Origin of the sequence: Nocardioides panacisoli, from assembly GCF_039537325.1 — a bacterium.
Lineage (GTDB): Bacteria > Actinomycetota > Actinomycetes > Propionibacteriales > Nocardioidaceae > Nocardioides > Nocardioides panacisoli.
Map to the genome: position 1 here is coordinate 1 of NZ_BAABAH010000010.1, position 15,386 is coordinate 15,386.

Annotated in this window: 17 protein-coding genes; 5 read left to right on the forward strand and 12 right to left on the reverse strand. The window is 71.4% G+C overall.

What is annotated here, in order from left to right:
* From ABD709_RS13735 to rimP, 4 genes are all read right to left on the reverse strand, one after another.
* The coding region (locus ABD709_RS13735; RefSeq protein ID WP_344776323.1) for a translation initiation factor IF-2 N-terminal domain-containing protein at window positions 1-364 on the reverse strand (364 nt) is incomplete at its 3' end.
* Between the two features lie 94 nt (window positions 365-458).
* The gene (locus tag ABD709_RS13740; protein ID WP_344776325.1) at window positions 459-815 is read right to left on the reverse strand and encodes a YlxR family protein; all 357 of its coding nucleotides are present in this window, start codon (window positions 813-815) and stop codon (window positions 459-461) included.
* A 12-nt stretch (window positions 816-827) separates the two neighbouring features.
* A complete protein-coding gene (gene nusA, locus ABD709_RS13745; protein ID WP_344776327.1) occupies window positions 828-1,844 on the reverse strand; it encodes a transcription termination factor NusA in 1,017 nt (338 codons plus the stop codon).
* A 1-nt stretch (window position 1,845) separates the two neighbouring features.
* On the reverse strand, window positions 1,846-2,331 hold the full coding sequence (rimP, locus tag ABD709_RS13750; RefSeq protein ID WP_344776329.1) for a ribosome maturation factor RimP: 486 nt from the start codon (window positions 2,329-2,331) through the stop codon (window positions 1,846-1,848).
* A 105-nt stretch (window positions 2,332-2,436) separates the two neighbouring features.
* On the opposite strand from rimP, the gene ABD709_RS13755 reads away from it, so the two are divergent.
* Window positions 2,437-2,880, forward strand: coding sequence for a hypothetical protein (locus tag ABD709_RS13755; RefSeq protein ID WP_344776331.1), 444 nt, complete (start codon window positions 2,437-2,439; stop codon window positions 2,878-2,880).
* Window positions 2,877-3,305: a ferritin-like domain-containing protein gene (locus tag ABD709_RS13760; protein WP_344776333.1), complete on the forward strand. Its 429-nt coding sequence runs from the start codon at window positions 2,877-2,879 to the stop codon at window positions 3,303-3,305. The genes ABD709_RS13755 and ABD709_RS13760 overlap by 4 nt, the downstream gene beginning before the upstream one ends.
* A 261-nt stretch (window positions 3,306-3,566) precedes the next feature.
* On the opposite strand, the gene ABD709_RS13765 is transcribed toward ABD709_RS13760, so the two are convergent.
* From ABD709_RS13765 to ABD709_RS13775, 3 genes are all read right to left on the reverse strand, one after another.
* A complete protein-coding gene (locus tag ABD709_RS13765) occupies window positions 3,567-5,333 on the reverse strand; it encodes a proline--tRNA ligase (RefSeq protein ID WP_344776335.1) in 1,767 nt (588 codons plus the stop codon).
* Between the two features lie 67 nt (window positions 5,334-5,400).
* A complete protein-coding gene (locus ABD709_RS13770; protein ID WP_344776337.1) occupies window positions 5,401-5,769 on the reverse strand; it encodes a DoxX family protein in 369 nt (122 codons plus the stop codon).
* A gap of 10 nt (window positions 5,770-5,779) precedes the next feature.
* Window positions 5,780-6,622 carry a GNAT family N-acetyltransferase gene (locus ABD709_RS13775; protein ID WP_344776339.1) on the reverse strand — a complete coding sequence of 281 codons (843 nt, stop codon included), beginning with the start codon at window positions 6,620-6,622 and terminating at the stop codon, window positions 5,780-5,782.
* A 217-nt stretch (window positions 6,623-6,839) separates the two neighbouring features.
* Here ABD709_RS13775 and ABD709_RS13780 point away from each other — a divergent pair, with 217 nt between their 5' ends.
* Both ABD709_RS13780 and ABD709_RS13785 read left to right on the forward strand, forming a co-directional pair.
* Window positions 6,840-7,736 carry a glycoside hydrolase family 16 protein gene (locus tag ABD709_RS13780; protein WP_344776340.1) on the forward strand — a complete coding sequence of 299 codons (897 nt, stop codon included), beginning with the start codon at window positions 6,840-6,842 and terminating at the stop codon, window positions 7,734-7,736.
* Window positions 7,737-7,809: 73 nt separating this feature from the next.
* Window positions 7,810-8,697: a glycoside hydrolase family 16 protein gene (locus tag ABD709_RS13785; RefSeq protein ID WP_344776342.1), complete on the forward strand. Its 888-nt coding sequence runs from the start codon at window positions 7,810-7,812 to the stop codon at window positions 8,695-8,697.
* Window positions 8,698-8,712: 15 nt separating this feature from the next.
* Here the strand turns inward: ABD709_RS13785 and ispG are convergent, their stop codons facing one another.
* The 5 genes from ispG to ABD709_RS13810 all read right to left on the reverse strand — a co-directional run bounded on the left by ispG (window position 8,713) and on the right by ABD709_RS13810 (window position 14,679).
* Window positions 8,713-9,864, reverse strand: coding sequence for a flavodoxin-dependent (E)-4-hydroxy-3-methylbut-2-enyl-diphosphate synthase (gene ispG, locus ABD709_RS13790; RefSeq protein WP_344776344.1), 1,152 nt, complete (start codon window positions 9,862-9,864; stop codon window positions 8,713-8,715).
* Between the two features lie 43 nt (window positions 9,865-9,907).
* Entirely contained in the window at window positions 9,908-11,269 is a 1,362-nt protein-coding gene (locus ABD709_RS13795; RefSeq protein WP_344776346.1) for a M50 family metallopeptidase, read from the reverse strand.
* Window positions 11,266-12,363, reverse strand: a complete 1,098-nt coding sequence (dxr, locus tag ABD709_RS13800; RefSeq protein WP_344776348.1) for a 1-deoxy-D-xylulose-5-phosphate reductoisomerase — start codon at window positions 12,361-12,363, stop codon at window positions 11,266-11,268. The genes ABD709_RS13795 and dxr overlap by 4 nt, the downstream gene beginning before the upstream one ends.
* 128 nt (window positions 12,364-12,491) lie before the next feature.
* Window positions 12,492-13,472 carry a methylmalonyl Co-A mutase-associated GTPase MeaB gene (gene meaB, locus ABD709_RS13805; RefSeq protein ID WP_344776350.1) on the reverse strand — a complete coding sequence of 327 codons (981 nt, stop codon included), beginning with the start codon at window positions 13,470-13,472 and terminating at the stop codon, window positions 12,492-12,494.
* Window positions 13,473-13,482: 10 nt separating this feature from the next.
* A complete protein-coding gene (locus ABD709_RS13810) occupies window positions 13,483-14,679 on the reverse strand; it encodes an acetyl-CoA C-acetyltransferase (protein WP_344776352.1) in 1,197 nt (398 codons plus the stop codon).
* A 127-nt stretch (window positions 14,680-14,806) separates the two neighbouring features.
* Between ABD709_RS13810 and mce the strand changes: the two genes are divergently transcribed.
* Complete coding sequence (mce, locus tag ABD709_RS13815; RefSeq protein ID WP_344776354.1) at window positions 14,807-15,259, forward strand: methylmalonyl-CoA epimerase; 453 nt, start codon at window positions 14,807-14,809, stop codon at window positions 15,257-15,259.
* Window positions 15,260-15,386 lie beyond the last annotated feature (127 nt).

Genomic DNA, 15,386 nt, shown 5'->3' on the forward strand with positions numbered 1-15,386 from the left:
CGGCGGGGGCCTCGGCCTTGGCGGCAGCGGCGGCGGGTCGCGGGCCCGGCCGGGGGCCGGCCGGCGCGGCGGGCGCCGCCTCGGTCTCGGCGGGCGCGGCAGCAGCCGGCTCCTCCGCAGGGGCGGCCGCCTTCTTGGCGGGCGCCTTCTTGGCGGGAGCCTTGTCGGCAGGCGCGTCCTCAGCGGGCGCCATCTTCGCCTTCAGCTCGGCGCCGTACTTGTCCTCGAACTTCTTGACCGCGGGCGGCTCGATGCTCGAGGACGCAGTCTTCGCGAACTCTCCGATGTCGCCCAGCATCTTCAGGACGTCAGCGCTCTTGACGCCGTACTGCTTGGCGAGCTCTGAAACTCGGGTCTTGGCCACGTTTCTCCTTTTGGCCAAGACCCGGAAAGCGGGTCTAGACCGTTGGTGGGTGGAACAGGTCGAACTGGCTCATCGCGAGGTACTCATCGAGTGCTCATGAGCGGGTGCTCCAGTTTCTGTCGGTCTGATCGGTGGTGCGCGCCGCCGCGACGTAGTCCCCCACCGGTGCGCTGGAAGGTCCTGCCCCGACCCTGAGGGCCCGGGCGAAGGCCTTCCGCCGCACCGCGAGGTCGTAACACTCGGACGTGGGGTGCAGGTGCGCCCCGCGACCGGGTGCGGTGCCGTCGGGATCGGGTCGCACCACCGGCAGGCCGGTCGTGGCGTCCGAGCCGGCGGTCACCCGCAACAACTCGCGCTTGGAGGCCTGCTTCCGGCAACCGATGCAGGTCCGGACGGGCCCCTGAGGAGGGGAAACGTCCGATCGCGCAGCGATGTTCCTTCGGCGAGCCACCGAGGGACAACCTTACCCGGTCGGACCCGCAGACTCCGAACCGGCAGGACTCGAGGGCTGCGCGCCCTCCTCGTCGGAGTGGATGTCGATTCTCCAGCCGGTCAGCCGCGCCGCGAGCCGGGCGTTCTGGCCCTCCTTGCCGATGGCCAGCGAGAGCTGGAAGTCAGGCACGACGACCCGCGCGGACCGCGCCGCCTCGTCGACGACCGTGACCGAGGTGACCTGCGCCGGCGAGAGTGCGTGGGCGACCAGCCGGACGGGGTCGTCGGACCAGTCGACGATGTCGATCTTCTCGCCGCCGAGCTCGGACATCACGTTGCGGACCCGCTGCCCCATGGGACCGATGCAGGCGCCCTTGGCGTTGACGCCCTGGACCGTCGAGCGGACCGCGATCTTGGTCCGGTGGCCGGCCTCGCGGGCCAGCGCCGAGATCTCGACGGTGCCGTCGGCGATCTCGGGCACCTCGAGCGCGAAGAGCTTCTTGACCAGGTTGGGGTGCGAGCGCGAGAGGGTCACCTGCGGGCCGCGCATCCCCTTGCGCACCGAGACCACCAGGCACTTGATCCGGGTGCCGTGGCTGTAGTCCTCGCCGGGGACCCGCTCGCTCACCGGCAGCGACCCCTCGATCCGGCCCAGGTCGACGAGCACGTCGTCGGGGTTGCGGCCCTGCTGGATGACGCCGGAGATGATGTCGCCCTCCTTGCCGGAGAACTCGCCGAACTTGATCTCGTCCTCGGCGTCGCGGAGCCGCTGCAGCATGATCTGCTTCGCCGTCGTGGCCGCGATCCGGCCGAAGCCCTCGGGCGTGTCGTCGTACTCCCCGACCTTGTTGCCCTCGTCGTCGAGCTCGTCGGCGAGCACCGTCACGTGACCGGACTTGCGGTCCAGCTCGACGCGCGCGTGCTCCTGGGCGCCGGGGGTCTTGTGGTAGGCCGTGAGCAGCGCCTGCTCGATCGCCTCGACGAGGACGTCGAACTTGATCTCCTTCTCCCGCTCCAGCATGCGCAGGATGTTGAGGTCGATGTCCATGTCAGTCCTCGTCCTTCCGGTTGAACTCGATCTGCACGAGGGCCTTCTCCACGTCGGCGAACGGGACCGCGCGCTCCTGGCCGTCGACGTCGAGCGTCGCCTGCTCGTCGTCCGACGCGGTGACCCGCCCCGTGACCACGTCACCGCCGGAGAGGGTGACCTTCACCAGCCGCGACCGGTTGCGCCGCCAGTGGCGCGGCAGCGTCAGCGGCCGGTCGACGCCCCGTGAGGTGACCTCGAGCGTGTAGGGCTGCTCGCCCATCACGTCGGACTCGTCCAGCACCCCGTTCGCGGCGCGCGTCGCGGCGGCAACGTCGTCGAGGGTGACGCCGCCGTCCTTGTCGACGGCGACCCGCAGCACCCGGCGCTTCCCGGCCGGCGTGATCTCGACGGCCTCGATGTCCAGGCCCAGGTCTCCCAGGGGGCCGGTCAGCTCGTCCTCGACCCTGGTCGCGGTCGCCGTGCTGCTCGGACGGCTCGCACTCATCGGTGGGCGCCCCCTTGTCCTGTTGTGGTGATCCTGTTGTGGGTGGTGCTCGTCGGTCCACGATACCGGCCCGGCGCCCATCCTCCGCCTCGGTAAGGTCTGCGCGTGCCGCACCGCTCCCCCCTCTCCCGTCGAACCGTCGTGGTGGGCGGCCTGGGCGGGCTCCTGGTCGGCGGCGCGGTGTCCGCCTGCGGCTCGCAGAGCAGTGGCACGACGCCCGCGGCCGGCTCCGACACGGATCTCGTCGACGAGGTGGGACAGGCGATCGCGGACACGCTCGGCAGGATCAGGGCGGCGCGCGGCGCGGGGCTGCGCCCCGTGGTGCGCCCGTTCGCCCGGCTGCACGACGCGCACCTGAAGAAGCTGGGTTGGAGCGGGTCGGCGCGGCGGTCGGGAGCGCCGGCCACCCGCGACGACGTGCTGGCCGACGAGCGGCGGCTGCAGGCGCACCTGGCCCGCGCGGCCGGCGAGGCCGACAGCGGTGCCCTCGCCCAGGTGCTGGCCTCGATGGCCGCGGCGATCGCCCAGCAGGTCGCGGTGACGCCATGACCCGGTCCGGCAGCCCCCTCGACGCGCTGCAGACGACGCTCGCGGCCGAGCACGCCGCCGTCTTCGTGTACGGCGCACTCGGCGCGCAGACCTCCCAGTCGGCGACGCCGCAGCTGTTCGCCGACGTCACCGACGCCTACACGACCCACCAGCAGCGCCGCGACGCGCTGATCGCGATCATCGAGGACGCCGGCGGCGACCCCGTCGCAGCGCAGGCGGGCTACGAACTGCCCGAGGACCTGTCGACCCCGGCGGCCGTCACCGGGCGGGCGCTCCGCCTCGAGCAGGGCGCCGCGTCGACGTACGCCTTCCTGGTGGCGAGCACGACGGGCCGGGAGCGGTCCTGGGGGGTCGACGCCCTGGTCGACACGGCCGTGCGCGAGCTCCGCTTCGGTGGCCGACCGGAGACGTTGCCCGGCCTCTGACCGCCGCTCCGGGAAAAATGGCCAGCGGCCCGCGACCTCGACCTCCGGGGAACTCCCGAGACGTCCCCCGAAGAACGGGGTCGCGGACCGCTGATGACCGGGGACAATCGGCCGTCACGAATCGGAGAGTGTGGGGCTCGCCGTTTCGCGGTATGCACGATTCTGCAACACAAGCCGTCCGCGGGTCATCCCAGCGCCATCCTCAGAAAATTGCAGTGCAGGAACCTGCAACGTGACCGCCGCCTCGCGACGGCCGTCGGGTCACTCCCGCACCAGGGCCACCAGGCGCTCCACGGCGCCCTCGACAGGCACGTCGGCCCGCTCGCCGCTGCGGCGGTCCTTCACCTCGACCTGGCCGTCCGCGAGCCCCCGGCCGACGGTCACGATCGTGGGTACGCCGATCAGCTCGGCGTCCTTGAACTTCACGCCGGGGCTGACCTTCGGGCGGTCGTCGTAGAGCACGTCCAGGCCGGCGGCGGTCAGGTCCTGAGCGAGCTTCTCGGCCGCGTCGAAGACCGAGGCATCCTTGCCGGTCGCGACCAGGTGCACGTCGTACGGCGCCACCTGGCGCGGCCAGCACAGCCCGATCTCGTCGAGCGTCCCCTCCGCGATCGCGGCGACCGCGCGGGTGACGCCGACGCCGTAGGAGCCCATCGTGACCGTGACCAGCTTCCCGTTCTCGTCGAGGACCTGGAGGCCCAGCGCGTCGGCGTACTTGCGCCCGAGCTGGAAGACGTGGCCCATCTCGATGCCGCGGGCGGACTCGAACGTGCCGTCCTCGCAGCGCGGGCAGGGGTCGCCGTCGCGGACCTCCGCCGCCTCGATGGTGCCGTCGGGCGTGAAGTCCCGCCCCACCACCAGGTCGATGACGTGCGAGCCGGCGACGTTGGCGCCGGTCACCCAGCGAGTGCCCTCGACCACGCGCGGGTCGACGAGGTAGCGGATCCCCGACTCGCTCTCGCTGCCGAGCGCCGCCGGCCCGATGTAGCCCTTCACCAGCGCGGGGTGCTTCCGCAGCTCCTCGTCGTCCATCGGCTCGATGCCGATCGGCTCCATCTGGCCCTCGAGCCGCTTGATGTCGACCTCGCGGTCGCCGGGCAGCCCGATCGCCAGCGGCTCGCGGGTGCCGTCCGGGTGGGCGAGCACCACGAGCACGTTCTTGAGGGTGTCGCCGGCGGTCCACGGCCGGTCGTCGCGGGGGAACTTCTCGTTGAGGTGGTCGACCAGGGTGGCGATGGTCGGCGTTTCGGGGGTCTGCTCGGCGTGCGCGGCCGGCGCGTCGTCGTAGGACCGGGGCGCGGGCGGGCGCACCTCGACGGCCTCGACGTTGGCCGCGTAGTCGCAGTTCGTGCAGCGGACGTAGGTGTCCTCGCCGACGTCGGCCTTGGCGAGGAACTCCTCGGACGCGGAGCCGCCCATCGCGCCGGAGGTGGCCTTCACGATGACGTAGTCGAACCCGAGCCGGTCGAAGATCCGGACGTACGCCTCGCGGTGCCGGCGGTAGCTCTCGTCGAGGCCCGCGTCGGTGACGTCGAAGGAGTAGGAGTCCTTCATCACGAACTCGCGTCCGCGGAGCAGGCCGGCGCGCGGTCGCGCCTCGTCGCGGTACTTGTTCTGGATCTGGTAGATCGACAGCGGCAGGTCCTTGTAGGAGCCGTAGAGGTCCTTGACGAGGAGGGTGAACATCTCCTCGTGGGTGGGACCGAGCAGGTAGTCGCCGTCCTTGCGGTCCTTGAGGCGGAAGATGCCGTCGCCGTACTCCGACCAGCGGCCGGTGGTCTCGTAGGGCTCACGGGGCAGCAGCGCCGGGAAGGTGACCTCCTGGGCGCCGATCGCGTCCATCTCCTCGCGGATGATGCTCTCGATCCTGCGCAGCACCCGCAGCCCGAGCGGCAGCCAGGTGTAGATCCCGGGTGCCGCGCGCCGGATGTAGCCCGCCCGGACGAGGAGCCGGTGGCTCGGGACCTCGGCGTCGGCGGGGTCCTCCCGGAGGGTGCGCACGAACAGGGTCGACATCCGGGAGATCATGCGCACAGGGTAGGCGGCAGCCTCGGGGTGCCTGAAGCCGGTTTGCCCGTACGCCGACCCGCGCGGCTCAGCCGCGGCCGGCGCGCAGGGCGCCGCGGATCAGCGGTAGCTGGAGCGGCAGCCGGGCCAGGCTCGCCGCCTGGAGCGGTCGGTTGTCGCCCCGCAGCGCGTCGACGGCCATGTGCACGTTGCCGGGGAAGACGCCGACCAGCAGCGCGGCGCTCGCGAGCCCGGCCGCACGCCGGGACCGCGGCAGCACCAGGCCGGCCGCGCAGAGCAGCTCGGCGACGCCCGACCACACGATCACCTTGCGGTGGGCCGGCACCCACGCCGGCATCAGCGGCTCGAAGACGTCCGGCTTGACCAGGTGGACCGCGCCACTGGCGAGGAACGCTCCGACGACCACCTTCGCGTCGGTGGTGAGCGGTGCGGGCATCGGGCTCCTCCTAGAACATCACGGTGGCGAACCGGGCGGTCTCCCGGAAGCCGACCCGCTCGTAGGCGTTGCGGGCGGCCAGGTTCCAGTCGTTGACGTAGAGCGAGACCACCGGTGCGATCCGGGCGCGCACCAGGTTGACGACGGCGGCCATCCCGGCCGTCGCGAGGCCCTCGCCGCGCCGCGCCGGCGGGACCCAGACGCCCTGGATCTGCGCGGCGTCCGGGGTCGCGCACGCGACCTCGGCCTTGAAGACGAGCCCGCCGTCGTCGTACCGCGCGAACGACCAGGCGCGGCTGATCAGCTGGCTGACCCGGGCGCGGTAGAGGTCCGCGCCCCCGATCTCCGGGGAGACGCCGACCTCCTCGGTGTACATCGCCACGCACGCCGGGTAGAGCACGTCGAGGTCGTCCCGGACGCTGATCCGCACCCGGCGGTCCGGCTCGACGGAGGCGTCGTGGTCGATGACCATGTGCCGCTGGTCCCAGCGCGCGTCGCGCGGCTCGCCCCACGCCCCGCCGATCCGGTCCCAGAACGGTCGTACGGCGGACTGCGGCCCGACGATCGTCGACACGCTGCGCCGTCGCGCGAGGGCCCGGTCGGCGAACGCGACCGCGTCGTGCTCCGAGGCCTGGACCGGGACCAGGTTGGCCGCCACGTGGCAGGCCGAGACCAGCCGGCCGTCGTCGAACCGGCCCCACATCTCGCCGCCGAGCCACCGTGGCTCGAGGTTGGTCGTGTGGGCGCGATGGATCGCGAAGACGTTGACCACGGGGTCCTGGCGGGCGAGGGCGAGGAAGGCGTCGAGGTCGGTCGCCCCGAGCACGCGCACGCCGTCGCGGGTGGTCAGCACGGGGCGAGCCTAGGCCAACCCGGGCGGACGCTCGGCGCGGAGCGGGATAGTCATTCGGGACCAGCGTCGGGCACCGATCGACCCGAACCCGGCCCAGAGGGGTTCCCGTCGGGCATCGCGGTCGCTACTGTCCGTCGCACTCGCTCGCGGACCCGGTATGGGGCCAGGCCCGCTGGAGCGACAGGCCCCGCGGCCGCCTCTATCCAGGAGATTCGTCATGTCCGCTCCCGTTCGCCGTCCACGCCTGCTCGCCGCTGGAGTGCTGCTGGCCCTCGGCCTGCTGGCGCCGGTCCAGGCGGCCACCGGTCCCGGAGCGGACGCGGCGACGAGCGACGCCTGCGGCGCCGTCCTGACCAAGCCGGACGGCACCCCGTGGACCTGCTCGTTCGTTGACGACTTCGACGGCAGCGGGCTCGACCCCACGAAGTGGATCACGCAGCAGACCTCGCTCACCGGGTTCCGCAGCGGCCTGACCTGCTTCACCACCTCGGACAAGAACATCAAGGTGTTCAAGGGCGAGCTGTCGCTCACCGCCCGCATGGAGCGCGGCAAGTTCCTCTGCAAGAGCCCGACCGGGGACTTCACCACCACCTACACCGGCGGCATGATCGGCACCCGCACCAGGTTCTCCCAGGCCTACGGCAGGTTCGAGGTCCGCGCGAAGTACCCGAACGTCGCCACCGCCGGCGTGCACGGCGGCTTCTGGCTCTACCCGCTGACCAACACCTACGGCGCCTGGCCGGCCTCCGGCGAGATCGACGTCGCCGAGTGGTTCTCCAACGATCCCACCCTCGTGCTGCCCTCGTTGCACTACGACGGTCGCGACGCTTCCCTCGACTCGGGCTGGGGCTGCCGCGTGGCCGATCCCTGGAACTACCACACCTACACGCTGGACTGGGAGCCCACCGGGATCAGCGTCGCGATCGACGGGACCACCTGCTTCTCGCGCGTCGCCGATCCCGACAGCCCCCTCGTGTGGCCGCAGCCGTTCGACAAGCCCTTCAGCATGATCCTGAACATGGGTGTCGGGCCCACGAGTGGCTCCAACGCGGTGTCCTCGGCGACGCCACTGCCCGCGACGTACGTCGTCGACTACGCGAAGGCCTGGCGCTGACCGCCTGATGACAACCAGGTCAATTGACCGCTAGGGTCCGCCACGGTTCGCCCGCCCCGAGGAGACACCACCGATGCCGCGCATCGTCCCCGTATTTCGTCGCGCCCTAGCCGGCATCGCCGTGCTCGCGGTCGCGAGCCTCGTCCCGCCCGCGATCACCGACGCGCCGGCCGCCGCCACCCCTCGCAAGGCCGACGCCTGCGGGGCCGCCGTGCCGAAGAAGGGCGGCGCGCAGTGGACCTGCACGTTCGTGGACGACTTCAAGGGGACCGCGCTCGACAAGTCGAAGTGGACCGTCCAGCACACCGCGGACACCGGGTTCCGGACCGAGCGCACCTGCTACCAGGACGACCCGTCGAACGTGGAGGTGCGCGACGGGACGCTGGTCCTGACCGCGCGCAAGGGCCGCTGGGTCAACTGCCGGTTCCGGTCGCGCTGGATGAGCACCCGGTTCACCGGCGGCATGGTCGGGACCAGGGACACGTTCACCCAGGCCTACGGCCGCTTCGAGGTGCGCGCCCGGTTCCCCGACACCGACCGGGCCGGCCTGCACGGCGGCTTCTGGATGTACCCGCCCGACGAGACCTACGGCGACTGGCCGTCCTCGGGCGAGATCGACGTCGCGGAGTGGTGGTCCTACGAGCCCACGCTGGCGCTGCCGTCGCTGCACTTCGACACCGACGACCCCGACGTCGACTCCGGCTGGGAGTGCAGGGTGGACGACGCCTCGGTGTTCCACACCTACACGCTGGTGTGGGAACCGACCTCGATCCGGTTCCTCATCGACGGCTCGACCTGCTTCAGCCGATTGCCGACCCCGGACGCGCCGCTGGTGGCACCGCAGCCCTTCGACCGGCCTTTCGGCATGATCCTCAATATGGGCGTGGCGATGAACGGCCTGTCGTGGCGGACCCAGTTCCCCGCGTCCCTGGTCGTCGACTACGCCAAGGCCTGGCGCTGACCCCGGAGGGGGTCCTCAGCCGACGGTGACCTCGGCGGACCCGCCCTCGACGGGCTCCATCGACTCGGCGATCCGCATCGCCTCCTCGATCAGGGTCTCGACGATCTCCGACTCGGGCACGGTCTTGATGACCTCGCCCCGGACGAAGATCTGGCCCTTGCCGTTGCCGGAAGCGACACCGAGGTCGGCCTCGCGCGCCTCGCCGGGGCCGTTGACGACGCAGCCCATCACGGCGACGCGGAGCGGGACCTCCATGCCCTCGAGACCGGCGGTGACCCGCTCGGCGAGGGTGTAGACGTCGACCTGGGCGCGGCCGCAGCTGGGGCAGGAGACGATCTCGAGCTTGCGGGGGCGGAGGTTCAGCGACTGCAGGATCTGGATGCCGACCTTGACCTCCTCGACCGGGGGCGCGGAGAGGGAGACCCGGATGGTGTCGCCGATGCCCTTGCTCAGCAGCGCTCCGAACGCCGTCGCCGACTTGATCGTGCCCTGGAAGGCCGGCCCGGCCTCGGTGACTCCGAGGTGCAGCGGCCAGTCGCCCTGCTCGGCGAGCAGCTCGTAGGCACGCACCATCACGACGGGGTCGTTGTGCTTGACCGAGATCTTGAAGTCGTGGAAGTCGTGCTCCTCGAAGAGGCTCGCCTCCCAGACCGCGCTCTCGACGAGCGCCTCGGGGGTGGCCTTGCCGTACTTCTCGAGCAGCCGCTTGTCGAGGGAGCCGGCGTTGACGCCGATCCGGATCGACGTGCCGTGGTCCTTCGCCGCCCTGGCGATCTCTTTGACCTGGTCGTCGAACTTCTTGATGTTGCCCGGGTTGACCCGGACGGCGGCGCACCCCGCCTCGATCGCCGCGAAGACGTACTTCGGCTGGAAGTGGATGTCGGCGATGACGGGGATCTGGCTGTGCGTCGCGATCTCCGGGAGCGCCTCGGCGTCGTCGGCCGAGGGGCACGCGACCCGCACGATGTCGCAGCCGGCGGCGGTCAGCTCGGCGATCTGCTGCAGGGTGCTGTTGACGTCGGCCGTCAGCGTGGTCGTCATCGACTGCACGGAGATGGGGTGGTCGCTGCCGACCCCGACCTTGCCGACCTGGATCTGCCGGGTCTTGCGGCGTGGCGCCAGCACCGGCGCGGGCGCGGACGGCATGCCCAGGGAGATCGCGGTCATGCCCCGATCGTAGTTCCCGGGCACGACTCCGGGCGATTCGCTGCTAGGTGGTGAGGTGCACCGGCACGACGATGTCGCCGATGATCAGCACGACGCCCATGACGAGGAGCACGGCGGCGAACCCGTAGGCGATGGGAAGGAGCTTGGCGGCGTCGACGTAGCCCGGGTCCGGCCGACCCCGCACGCGGGCCAGCGCTCGGCGTACGGCCTCCCAGAGGGCGCTGGCGATGTGACCGCCGTCGAGCGGCAGCAGCGGCACGAAGTTGAACATGCCGATGAAGAAGTTGAACGACGCGATCAGCATCAGCAGGAAGACGACCTTCTCGGTGAGCGGGAAGCCCCGGTGGCTGACCGTCTCACCCGCGATCCGGCCGCCGCCGACGATGCTGACCGGGCTGTCCGCCGCGCGGTCCTTGACCCCGACGATCGCCTCGGCCACGCCCCACACCTTGACCGGCAGCGTCCCGAGCGCCTGGACCACCTGCTTGGTCATCGTGCCCATCTGCTCGACGGTGTAGAACGGCCCGCCCGTGGTGGTCACGACGTGGGTCTTGGGCGAGATCCCGAGGAACCCGACCTGGTGCAGGGTCGCATCGGTTCCCGACGTGGGCCGCGCCTCGACCGTGGTGCTGGTCCGGCCGGTGAGCTCCTTGCCGTCGCGCTCGTAGACGAGCACGGCCGTGCCGTCGTCGTTCGCCCGGATCGCGGCGCGCAGCTGCTCCCAGTCCTCGATCGGGGTGCCGTTGAAGCTGACGATCCGGTCGCCCGGCTTGAGCCCGGCCTCCGCCGCCGGGGAGGCGGGGTCGTCCTTGGTGCAGGCGCGCCCGTCCTCGGTGTAGGGGATGACGCACTCGGAGACCGTGGCGACGATCGGCGCTCCGGCCACCGGCTCCTCGGTCTTGGTGCCGTAGGTCGCGAAGACGCCCCAGAAGATGAAGAACGCGATCAGGATGTTCACCGACGGGCCGCCGGCCATCACGACGACCTTCTTCCACCACGGCATCCGGTAGAAGAGCCGGCCGGTGTCCTCCGGGCGCACCAGCTCCCACTCGGCCGCCCGGGCGTCGCTGATCAGCTGCGTGAACAGCCCGGTGTTCGACTTGCGCACCTTGAGGACCGGCGAGCCCTGCTCGTCGTACTCCAGGTCGTCGGGGTCGTACTGGTCCCCCGGCGGCAGCATCCCGACGATCTTGACGTAGCCGCCGAGCGGGATCGCCTTGACGCCGTACTCGGTCTCGCCGACGTGCTTGGACCACACGGTCGGGCCGAAGCCGATGAAGTACTGGGTGACCTTCCCGCCGAACCGCTTGGCGGGGATCATGTGGCCGAGCTCGTGCAGCCCGATCGAGGCCAGGATGCCGAGAAAGAACAGCACGAAGCCCAGGGCGTAGAGCAGGGCGGTCATGGGCGGTCCTCGGCGTCGATGATGCGGGCGGCGGCCTCCCGGGCCCAGGCGTCCGCGGCGAGGACGTCGGCGAGGGTCAGCTGCTCCCCCGAGGGTACGTCGTGGTCCCGCACGACGGAGGCGATCACGTCGGTGATGGCGACGAACGGCAGCCGCCCGGCGCGGAAGGCATCGACGCAGACCTCGTTGGCGGCGTTGTAGACGGCGGGCGCGGTGCCCCCGCGCGCTCCCGCCGTGCGCGCCAGCGCCACAGCGGGGAACGCCTCGTCGTCGAGCGGGGCGAACTCCCACGTCTCGGCGCGCGTCCAGTCGACCGGCGGCGCGGTGTCGGGCACCCGGTCCGGCCAGGCGAGGCCGAGGGCGATGGGGATCAGCATCGTCGGCGGGCTCGCCTGGACCAGCGTGGAGCCGTCGACGAACTCGACCATCGAGTGCACGACGCTCGTCGGGTGCACCACGACCTCGATCCGGTCGAACGGAATGTCGAAGAGCAGGTGCGCCTCGATCACCTCCAGGCCCTTGTTGACCAGGGTCGCGGAGTTGATCGTCACCACCGGGCCCATGTCCCAGGTCGGGTGGGCGAGCGCCTGGTCGGGGGTGACGCCGGCGAGATCCTCGCGGGTGCGGCCGCGGAACGGGCCGCCGCTCGCCGTGAGCACGAGTCGGCGTACCTCCTCGGGCGTGCCTCCGCGCAGGCACTGCGCGAGCGCGCTGTGCTCGGAGTCGACCGGGACGATCTGCCCGGGCTTGGCGCGCTCCTTGACCAGTGGGCCGCCGATGACCAGGGACTCCTTGTTGGCCAGCGCGAGGGTGGTGCCGGCGTCGAGCGCCGCGAGGGTCGGCCGTAGCCCGACGGCGCCCGTGATCCCGTTGAGCACCACGTCCGCCGGCCAGCCGGCCGCCTCGACGCTGGCCTCCTCGCCCAGGCCGTGGAACACCGGCCCGAACTCCGCCACCTGCTGCTCGAACAGCTCGGGGTTGCCCCCGCGCGCCGTCAGCCCCACCACCCGGAACCGGTCCGGGTTGGCCCGGACGATGTCCAGCGCCTGCGTCCCGATGGACCCGGTCGAGCCGAGGATGACGACGTCTCTCACAGCGGGATTGTCTCAGGTGGTCGAACCCTCAGTTCGAGCACGTCGAACCTTCACTTCGAGCCGCTCGAACTGACGGTTCGACGTGCTCCAAGTGAGGGTTCGACGTGCTCCAAGTGAGGGTTCGCGGATCAGGCGAGGAGGGCGTCGGCGGCGGTGTAGGGGTCGGACTCGCCCGCGACGACGGCGGCGGCGAGCTCGTCGAGCCGGTCGCCGGACCCGACCGATGCCCAGCGGGTACGGAGCGCGGTGAGCGCGATCGCCTCGATCTCCTCGCGGCTGCGGCGCACCCGGCGCCGCTCGAGCTCGCCGCTCTCCAGCAGGAACGCGTGGTGCTCCTCGAGCGCGTCGACGACCTCGGCGACGCCCTCGCCGGTCGATGCGGCCGTCTTCAGCACCGGGGGCTTCCAGGCGCCCTCCGCGCGCTCCGCGAGCCGGAGCATCGAGCGGAGGTCGCGGCGCACCTTGTCGGCGCCCTCGCGGTCGGCCTTGTTGACGACGTAGACGTCGCCGATCTCGAGGATGCCCGCCTTGGCGGCCTGGATGCCGTCGCCCATGCCCGGCGCGAGCAGCACGACCGTGGAGTCGGCCAGTCCCGCGACCTCGACCTCGCTCTGGCCGACGCCGACCGTCTCGACGAGCACCACGTCGTAGCCGGCCGCGTCGAGCACCCGCAGCGCCTGGGGAGCGGCCCAGGACAGGCCGCCGAGGTGACCGCGGGCGGCCATCGAGCGGATGAAGACGCCGGGATCGAGGACGTGGTCGGACATCCGGATCCGGTCGCCCAGCAGGGCGCCGCCCGAGAACGGGGACGACGGGTCGACGGCGAGCACGGCGACGCGCAGGTCGCGACGGCGGAGCTCTCCCACCAGCGCGTTCGTCGATGTCGACTTGCCGACGCCCGGAGCGCCGGTGAGTCCGACGATTCGTGCGCGGCCCGCATACGGGGTCAGCGCCGCCATCACGTCGCGCAGCACCGGCGACTCGTCCTCGACGAGCGAGACCAGCCGGCCGACGGAGCGGGCGTCGCCGTCCCGGGCCCTCGCCACCAAGTCAGGAACGGCCGCCGCGGTGATCCCGCGGCGGCCGCCCTGGTGCGTCCTATCGGTCACTCAGCGCGATTCAGGACTTCGGCACGCGCACGACGAGCGCGTCGCCCTGGCCGCCGCCACCGCACAGCGCGGCGGCACCGGTGCCGCCACCGCGGCGCTTCAGCTCGAGCGCGAGGTGCAGGACCACGCGGGCGCCGGACATGCCGACCGGGTGGCCGAGCGCGATCGCGCCGCCGTTCACGTTGACCTTGGCGTTGTCGATGCCGAGCTCGCGGGCCGAGGAGATCCCGACCGCGGCGAACGCCTCGTTGAACTCGACCAGGTCGAGGTCGGACGGGGCGATGCCCTCCTTCTCGCAGGCCTTCGCGGTCGCGGCCGCCGGCTGCAGCTGGAGGGTCGAGTCGGGGCCGGCCACCATGCCGTGGGCGCCGATCTCGCAGAGGTAGTCGAGGCCGAGCTCCTCGGCCTTCGCCTTGCTCATCACCACGACGGCGCACGCGCCGTCGGAGATCTGGGAGGAGGAGCCGGCGGTGATGGTGCCCTCCTTGGAGAACGCCGGGCGCAGCTTGCCCAGCGACTCGGCGGTGGTGTCGCCGCGGACGCCCTCGTCCTCCTTGACCAGGATCGGGTCGCCCTTGCGCTGCGGGATCTCGACGGGCACGACCTCCTCGTCGAAGACACCGTTCTTCCAGGCCACGGCGGCCTTCTGGTGCGACTGGGCCGAGAACTCGTCCTGCTCGTCACGGGTCAGGTTCGCGGCGGCGGCGTTGCACTCCTCGGTGAGGAGGCCCATCGCCTGCTGGGTGAACTGGTCGAAGAGGGCGTCGTAGGCCATCGAGTCCACGAGGTTCACGTCGCCGTACTTGAAGCCCTCGCGGGACTTCGGCAGCAGGTGCGGGGCGTTGGTCATCGACTCCATGCCGCCGGCGACGACGATGTCGACCTCGCCCGCGCGGATCATCTGGTCGGCGGTCGCGATCGCGTTGAGGCCGGACAGGCAGACCTTGTTGACCGTGATCGACGGGACACTCATCGGGACGCCGGCCTTGTGCGCGGCCATGCGGGCCGGGTTCTGGCCGGCGCCGGCCTGGATGACCTGGCCCATGATCACGTAGTCGACCTGGTCGGCGCCCACGCCGGCCTTCTCCAGCGCGCCCTTGATGGCGACGCCGCCGAGGTCCGCCGCGGACAGGGTCTTGAGACCGCCCAGCAGGCGGCCGATGGGCGTGCGCGCCCCGGCGACGATGACGCTCGGGTTGTCCGACATGGTGCCTCCGCAGAAGTAATGAGGGTGAACTGCTCAGACGTTACTCGTGGGTCGCCTCCTCGCGCAGGGGGGTCCATGAGTCGCTCGTCACACGAAAGCACCGCTCCCGGGTCGGCACAATGGCCGCATGAGCATCAGCGACGTACAGCACCTCTTCACCGCCATCGACCACGTCGGGATCGCCGTCCCGGACCTGGACGAGGCCAAGGCCTTCTACACCGAGAAGTACGGCATGACGGTGGCGCACGAGGAGACCAACGAGGAGCAGGGCGTCCGCGAGGCGATGGTGCGGGTCGGTGACACCGACTCCTGCATCCAGCTGCTCGCGCCGCTCTCCCCCGACTCCACCATCGCGAAGTTCCTCGACCGGAGCGGCCCGGGCCTCCAGCAGCTGGCCTACCGGGTCGAGGACATCGACGCGGTGTGCGCGACGCTGCGCGAGCGCGGCCTGCGGCTGCTGTACGACGACCCGAAGCGCGGCACCGCGAACAGCCGGGTGAACTTCATCCACCCCAAGGACGCCGGCGGCGTCCTGGTCGAGCTCGTCGAGCCCGCTCAGGGCGAGCGAAGCGAGCACTGAGCGATCAGGCGAAGAGGTTGAGGAGGGTCGGCGCAGACCGGAGCGCAGCGACGGGCTGCGCGAGCCGTCTCGAAACCTAGAGCCCGCTCAGGGCGAGCGAAGCGAGCACTGAGCGATCAGGCGAAGA

What these genes read in the sequence shown, in the direction of transcription:
- nusA (WP_344776327.1), bottom strand. Translation starts at nt 1,844, where the DNA reads ATGGACATCGACCTCAACATCCTGCGCATGCTGGAGCGGGAGAAGGAG.
- rimP (WP_344776329.1), bottom strand. Translation starts at nt 2,331, where the DNA reads ATGAGTGCGAGCCGTCCGAGCAGCACGGCGACCGCGACCAGGGTCGAG.
- ABD709_RS13760 (WP_344776333.1), top strand. Translation starts at nt 2,877, where the DNA reads ATGACCCGGTCCGGCAGCCCCCTCGACGCGCTGCAGACGACGCTCGCG.
- ABD709_RS13765 (WP_344776335.1), bottom strand. Translation starts at nt 5,333, where the DNA reads ATGATCTCCCGGATGTCGACCCTGTTCGTGCGCACCCTCCGGGAGGAC.
- ABD709_RS13770 (WP_344776337.1), bottom strand. Translation starts at nt 5,769, where the DNA reads ATGCCCGCACCGCTCACCACCGACGCGAAGGTGGTCGTCGGAGCGTTC.
- ABD709_RS13780 (WP_344776340.1), top strand. Translation starts at nt 6,840, where the DNA reads ATGTCCGCTCCCGTTCGCCGTCCACGCCTGCTCGCCGCTGGAGTGCTG.
- ABD709_RS13785 (WP_344776342.1), top strand. Translation starts at nt 7,810, where the DNA reads ATGCCGCGCATCGTCCCCGTATTTCGTCGCGCCCTAGCCGGCATCGCC.
- ispG (WP_344776344.1), bottom strand. Translation starts at nt 9,864, where the DNA reads ATGACCGCGATCTCCCTGGGCATGCCGTCCGCGCCCGCGCCGGTGCTG.
- ABD709_RS13795 (WP_344776346.1), bottom strand. Translation starts at nt 11,269, where the DNA reads ATGACCGCCCTGCTCTACGCCCTGGGCTTCGTGCTGTTCTTTCTCGGC.
- ABD709_RS13810 (WP_344776352.1), bottom strand. Translation starts at nt 14,679, where the DNA reads ATGTCGGACAACCCGAGCGTCATCGTCGCCGGGGCGCGCACGCCCATC.
- mce (WP_344776354.1), top strand. Translation starts at nt 14,807, where the DNA reads ATGAGCATCAGCGACGTACAGCACCTCTTCACCGCCATCGACCACGTC.